Origin of the sequence: Bacteroides sp. An269, from assembly GCF_002159755.1 — a bacterium.
Classification (GTDB): Bacteria; Bacteroidota; Bacteroidia; order Bacteroidales; family Bacteroidaceae; genus Phocaeicola; species Phocaeicola intestinalis.
This window is the reverse complement of record NZ_NFJG01000175.1, coordinates 1-5,446: the sequence shown is the minus strand read 5'-3', so window position 1 is coordinate 5,446 and position 5,446 is coordinate 1. Positions and strand designations below refer to the sequence as shown.

Genomic DNA, 5,446 nt, shown 5'->3' with positions numbered 1-5,446 from the left:
ACCTCTTCCCATTCCGAACAGAGAAGTTAAGCTTCGTCACGCCGATGGTACTGCGTAACAGTGGGAGAGTAGGTAGCCGCCGTTTTGGGATCCTTCCCCGGTCTGATGGTCGGGGGAGGATCCCTTTCTCTTTTTGAGATTATGCATTTATTTTCTTATATTTGCCCAGACTTACTATTGAATTTTAATATGGATACAATTCTGCCTTTTGCATTACTTTGTTTTACTTCCTTTTTTACATTAACTAATCCATTAGGAACTATGCCAGTATTTTTGACAATGACTAATGGACTGGAGGATAAAGAACGTAAACACATAGTGAAACGTGCCACTATTATTTCTTTTGTAATTTTGATGGCATTTACTTTTTTTGGTCAGTTCTTGTTTAAGTTCTTTGGTATTTCAACGAATGGATTTCGTATAGCTGCCGGAATTATTATTTTGAAAATTGGGTATGACATGTTGCAGGCCCGTTATACTAATACGAAGTTGAAAGATGAAGAAATTAAGACGTATGCTGATGATATTTCCATTACTCCTTTGTCTATTCCGATGCTGTGTGGTCCTGGAGCTATAGCGAATGGTATTATTATGATGAGTGATGCAGATAGTTGGGAATTAAAAGTGACGTTAGTGGCTGTTATTGCTATTGTCTATGTATTGACTTACATTATACTTTGTTTGTCAACTCGTCTAGTCAAGGTTATCGGAGAAACTGGAAATAATGTGATGATGCGTTTGATGGGGCTTATATTGATGGTGATTGCCGTGGAATGTTTTGTGAGCGGTATGAAACCGATTTTGATAGATATCATTCAATCTTCTTTATAAGTGTTTTTTATGATGGATGCGATTGTTTGGAGTGAAGTGCTCTGGAGTATATTCCGGATTCTTTATCTGGCAGTGATTGTGACTACTATATTTGTAGTCATTCTAGAAAATCGTAATCCGGTGAAAACCATGGCGTGGATACTTGTGCTTTTCTTTTTGCCGCTGGTAGGATTGGTGTTTTATTTCTTTTTTGGAAGAAGTACACGTCGGGAAAGGTTGATAAGCAAGAAAGGCTATTCACGTTTGAACAAAAGGCCGATGGCAGAATATCAGGCGCAAGAGGCTTTTTATGACTTGAATAATAAAAATCCATTGATATCCTTTTTCCGGAAAATCAATAGTGCTTTGCCGTTTGATGGAAATCAAGTAGCGGTTTATACAGATGGATATGCGATGTTACAGGCATTGATGCATGAAATCGGTCAGGCAAAGCACCACATTCATCTCCAATTTTATATTTTTGAAGACGATTCGGTAGGACGTTTGTTGCGGGATTTGCTGATAGATAAAGCACGTGAAGGAGTGAAAATACGCTTGCTGTACGATGATGTGGGTTGTTGGAAAGTAAATCCTTTGTTTTATGATGAGATGATGTGTGAGGGAATTGAGGTACAGAGTTTTCTGAAAGTCCGTTTTCCCCGTTTTACCAGTAAGGTTAATTATCGGAATCACCGGAAGATAGCGATTATTGATGGGAAAGTAGGGTTTATCGGAGGTATGAATATCGCCGAACGTTATTTGCGTGGATTTTCGTGGGGGATTTGGCGTGATACGCATGTGTGTGTCAAAGGAAAGGCTGTATATGGTTTGCAGACGGCATTTTTGACTGATTGGTTTGTTGTGGACCGGATGTTACTTACTTCTTCTGAGTATTTTCCGAAAATGGAATGGCAAGGCAACGTGGTGGCGCAGATTGTAACTTCGGAACCGGTTGGAGATTGGCACGACATTATGCAAGGGCTTATCAAGGCTTTGTGTTCTTCCAAACGGTATTTTTATATTGAGACTCCTTATTTGCTTCCTACAGAAGAAGTGGTGGTGGCATTGCAGACCGCTTCCCTTTCAGGGGTGGATGTACGGGTGATGTTGCCTAAGCGTGCGGATACGTATCTGACTCATAAAGGGTCTTTGTCTTATTTGGATGAATTGATGCGCGCGGGTGTTAAGGTTTATTTGTATAGGAAGGGCTTTTTGCATTCCAAACTATGGGTGTCGGATGATGAGTTTTCATCGGTCGGATCTACCAATATGGATTTTCGGAGTTTTGAGCACAATTTTGAGGCGAATGTCTTTTTTTATGATGTTGAAATGGCTTTGCGTCTGAAAGGAGTGTTTCTTGCCGACCAAAAGCATTGTCAGCTTTTGTCGCGCAAGTTATGGAGCCAGCGTTCATGGAAGAATAAGATAACCGAATCGGTTGTACGTTTGCTGGCTCCCTTGCTTTAGTGAAAAAATGAGAAGTTTACGCTTCCATAGTGCCGGTGTTCGGTGAAGTGCGGATGGCTTTCAAAGTTCAGGTTCTTTCCATGTTCCAAAACGAAAAGCCCGTCGGGTTTGAGCAGATTGTATTCGAATATCTTGTCTGGGATGCTTTCTAATTCCGGTAAAGCGTAGGGAGGGTCAGCAAAGATAAAATCGAATTGTTCCTTGCATTTACTGATGTATTTGAATACGTCACCTCGTATGGTCTTGCATTTGTCGGTCTTTATATCGCTCATGATTTTGCAGATAAAGGCATAGTGTTGAGGGTCTTTTTCTACTGATACGACTTTGTCGCATCCTCTTGACAAAAGCTCAATACTGATGCTTCCAGTTCCTGCAAACAGGTCGAGTGCCGTTACGTTGTTTTCGAAATCGAAATGATTGTTTAAGACATTGAAAAGGTTTTCTTTGGCAAAATCGGTAGTAGGACGAGCCTTGAAAGTATGGGGCACATCGAACCTCCGGTGTTTGTAGATTCCACTGATTACTCGCATATAAATAAAGATTGAATATCAAACGGAATCGTTTCCAGCGAAGTGTCGGAAGACTGCTGGAGTTCCGCCTGAGGGTTGTTGATTATGAATATTTTCCGGATGAATTGTCGGAGGAAACTAATTTGTCCGTGCAGTTCCTCTTTCGTAAGCCCTGTGAGATGCAGTTCATCTTTTTCTGTATCATAGTCTAATTGTTTCCAGATATTCAGCAGGTAATACGAACGGTCTTCATTGGTGCTTATCGGATAGGTATTGGCAAGTTGTAATCTGCCGTTAGAGAAACAGAATACTTCCATATTGTCGGCATGTATATTGGCATATATTTGCTGTGTTTGTCTTTGACGACTTTCTTTGGTAAAGTATTCTATCTGAGGGCTTACTGTAGCAAAAAAACGTGCACGAGGAAAATGCTCGGACAAAAATACGTGGGTTAGTTTGTCAATAGAGAACAATACTACCACATTACTGTTGCCCAGGATGTTGCATAAAACGATTTCATTGTTCTGTTTGGGTACGTTTTGGTAGAAAAGCATTTCCATTTGTTCGTCTTCGAAGAGTTCGAGGGGAACGGTAGTATACCGTAAAGTATGTATCAGGATGTTGGTTTGATGGTATATAACGTTCAGCTCAGGAGTTTGAGACAGGAAACCTTTTACATTGGCTGCCATCGAACGTTGCACGTTTACTGCGGTATGCTGGAAATAGATATGGCTTGCATCTGCCGGATGATAGGTTGCAAAAGAAAATCCCTCCGGACTGAGTCGGATAGAGAGAGTTTGGAATTCCGGTTGAGTCTGGTTGGTATCTTTTTCTGGCATATTCTTTCTTCTTTTTGCGTTTTTTGGTTTATATTCGTGTATAAAAATATGACTTCTGTTTTTAAGAGTGGACAAAGTTACTAAAATTTATAGGATAAGTATGCTGAACATCAAATTATTGGATCAGATAAAGCAAAATTTCTTTAATAAGCCAACTTCCGGGCAAGAATTAACGATGAATTTGTTCGTTGATTTTCTTCTCTCCTCTCAACCGGATACCGTTTTCTTGTTGAAAGGATATGCCGGAACAGGAAAAACCAGTCTGGTAAGTGCATTGGTGAGAACTCTCAACGGGATGAAGCAGAAATGTATATTGCTGGCTCCTACGGGGCGGGCGGCCAAAGTATTCGCGCTTCACTCCGGACATCCGGCTTACACCATCCACCGGCGTATTTACCGCCAGCGTACCTTTTCGAACGAGATGGATAATTTTACGATGAATGTCAATCTGCACCAGCACACGTTGTTCATTGTGGACGAAGCCTCGATGATATCCAATCTGGGCTTGTCGGGGAACGTGTTCGGGAGCGGACGCTTGCTGGACGACCTGATACAATATGTATATGGCGGGCAAGGGTGTAAGTTGGTGTTGGTGGGTGACACCGCTCAGTTGCCTCCTGTAGGCGAGGAAGAGAGTCCGGCACTCTCGGCAGATGTGTTGAGAGGGTATGGGTTGGAGGTCGTAGAGCAGGAGCTGACGCAAGTAGTCCGGCAGGAGTCTGAGTCGGGCATCTTGTACAATGCCACTTGCCTGCGCCGGAAAATGGCGGAAGAGTTTTCCGGAGAGCTTCCCCACATACGGGTAGAGGGATTTCCTGATGTGCGTGTAGTGCCGGGGAGCGAACTGATAGAGACCCTCAACACCTGTTATGGGCGCGAGGGAATGGACGAAACCATCGTGATTTGCCGTTCGAACAAGCGGGCTAACCTTTATAACCAGGGAATACGGAATACGATTCTTTATCGTGAGGATGAATTGAATGCGGGCGATATCCTGATGGTGGCGAAGAACAATTATTTTTGGGGAGCCGATGTCAAGGAACTGGATTTTATCGCCAACGGGGATATAGCCGTGGTACGCCGGGTGCGCCGGGTGCACGAGATGTATGGATTCCGTTTTGCCGATGTGCTTCTTGCGTTTCCTGATTACAACGATATTGAGCTGGAGGTGAAAATCCTGCTTGATACGCTCCATACCGATGCGCCGGCATTGCCCAAAGAGCATGCCGACCGTTTGTTTCATGCCGTGCTCGAAGATTACCAGGATATTACCACGAAAGCGGGGCGGATGAAGAAGATAAAGGCAGACCCGTGGTATAACGCTTTGCAGGTGAAGTATGCATACGCCGTAACGTGCCACAAAGCGCAGGGCGGACAATGGCAAAACGTGTTCATCGATCAGGGGTATCTGACCGAGGATATGGTTTCGCCCGATTATTACCGCTGGCTTTATACGGCAATTACGCGTGCTAAAGGAACTTTGTATTTGGTGAACTGGCCCGAGAGCCAAAAGGAATAAAAAAGAAGTGCGCCTGATAGGACTCGAACCTACACGTCTCACGACACCAGATCCTAAGTCTGGCGCGGCTACCAATTACGCCACAGGCGCATGTCCATGTTAAAATGGAATTGCGGGTGCAAAGATAAGGCTTATTTTCGAAATCGCCAAATCTTTGTGTGAAATTTCACTACAGAGGTGCATAGAAACCATTTCGGCAGAGTCAACCAGCGAGTGCAACATTACGAAATATTTTTGAAAAAGACCTCAGCCGGAGTCAAGAAATTGAGTTTTTCTCTCGGTCTGGCATTAATTTTCTTCCT

The 5,446-nt window shown here is 43.2% G+C and carries 5 protein-coding genes, 1 tRNA gene and 1 rRNA gene; 4 read left to right on the top strand and 3 right to left on the bottom strand.

The window, feature by feature from the left end; all coding sequences use genetic code 11:
- From rrf to cls, 3 genes are all read left to right on the top strand, one after another.
- Nucleotides 1–85, top strand: a 5S ribosomal RNA gene (gene rrf / locus B5F71_RS18590); the annotation flags it as partial.
- A gap of 104 nt (nucleotides 86–189) precedes the next feature.
- Nucleotides 190–831 (top strand): MarC family protein, encoded by a 642-nt coding sequence (locus B5F71_RS18585; protein WP_087213307.1) that lies wholly within the window; start codon nucleotides 190–192, stop codon nucleotides 829–831.
- Between the two features lie 9 nt (nucleotides 832–840).
- The gene (cls, locus tag B5F71_RS18580) at nucleotides 841–2,277 is read left to right on the top strand and encodes a cardiolipin synthase (protein ID WP_087213304.1); all 1,437 of its coding nucleotides are present in this window, start codon (nucleotides 841–843) and stop codon (nucleotides 2,275–2,277) included.
- On the opposite strand, the gene B5F71_RS18575 is transcribed toward cls, so the two are convergent.
- A complete protein-coding gene (locus B5F71_RS18575; protein WP_087213300.1) occupies nucleotides 2,274–2,807 on the bottom strand; it encodes an RsmD family RNA methyltransferase in 534 nt (177 codons plus the stop codon). The genes cls and B5F71_RS18575 overlap by 4 nt on opposite strands.
- Complete coding sequence (locus B5F71_RS18570; RefSeq protein WP_087213297.1) at nucleotides 2,798–3,625, bottom strand: DUF3822 family protein; 828 nt, start codon at nucleotides 3,623–3,625, stop codon at nucleotides 2,798–2,800. Before B5F71_RS18570 ends, B5F71_RS18575 begins: the two co-directional genes overlap by 10 nt.
- Nucleotides 3,626–3,725: 100 nt before the next feature.
- On the opposite strand from B5F71_RS18570, the gene B5F71_RS18565 reads away from it, so the two are divergent.
- On the top strand, nucleotides 3,726–5,144 hold the full coding sequence (locus B5F71_RS18565) for an AAA family ATPase (protein WP_087213294.1): 1,419 nt from the start codon (nucleotides 3,726–3,728) through the stop codon (nucleotides 5,142–5,144).
- An 8-nt stretch (nucleotides 5,145–5,152) separates the two neighbouring features.
- Here the strand turns inward: B5F71_RS18565 and B5F71_RS18560 are convergent.
- Nucleotides 5,153–5,234, bottom strand: a tRNA-Leu gene (locus B5F71_RS18560).
- Between the last annotated feature and the right edge of the window lie 212 nt (nucleotides 5,235–5,446).

What these genes read in the sequence shown, in the direction of transcription:
- B5F71_RS18585 (WP_087213307.1), top strand. Translation starts at nt 190, where the DNA reads ATGGATACAATTCTGCCTTTTGCATTACTTTGTTTTACTTCCTTTTTT.
- cls (WP_087213304.1), top strand. Translation starts at nt 841, where the DNA reads ATGATGGATGCGATTGTTTGGAGTGAAGTGCTCTGGAGTATATTCCGG.
- B5F71_RS18575 (WP_087213300.1), bottom strand. Translation starts at nt 2,807, where the DNA reads ATGCGAGTAATCAGTGGAATCTACAAACACCGGAGGTTCGATGTGCCC.
- B5F71_RS18570 (WP_087213297.1), bottom strand. Translation starts at nt 3,625, where the DNA reads ATGCCAGAAAAAGATACCAACCAGACTCAACCGGAATTCCAAACTCTC.
- B5F71_RS18565 (WP_087213294.1), top strand. Translation starts at nt 3,726, where the DNA reads ATGCTGAACATCAAATTATTGGATCAGATAAAGCAAAATTTCTTTAAT.